Raw genomic sequence first — 272 nt, 5'->3', positions numbered from 1 at the left:
AGCAAATAATGCACCGATAGCGGCAGTAATATTTAGCATAAGTAAAAATGATAGACTAGATCCAAGAGGGTATCCTGCTTGGCGCATCATCTGCGGAAACCAAGTATTTAAACCATATATTAAAAACATTCCCATTATATAAGTAATCCAAAAAAGCAACGTCGCTTTTATGTACTCTTTTGAGAATAACGTAAGAAATCCATTTTTCTTTCGTATATTAGGTGGGGCTTGATGAGTTTCATCTTTTTCATGGAATTCAATTTGAAAACGAT

The 272-nt window shown here is 33.8% G+C and carries 1 pseudogene; it reads right to left on the bottom strand.

Annotated features, from left to right (window positions below):
• Positions 1–272: pseudogene (locus tag SB775_RS29635) on the bottom strand (MFS transporter); the annotation flags it as partial.

This window comes from Peribacillus sp. SIMBA_075, from assembly GCF_046534585.1.
The sequence above is the reverse complement of the archived record's forward strand: the minus strand, read 5'-3'. Positions and strand labels throughout refer to the sequence as shown.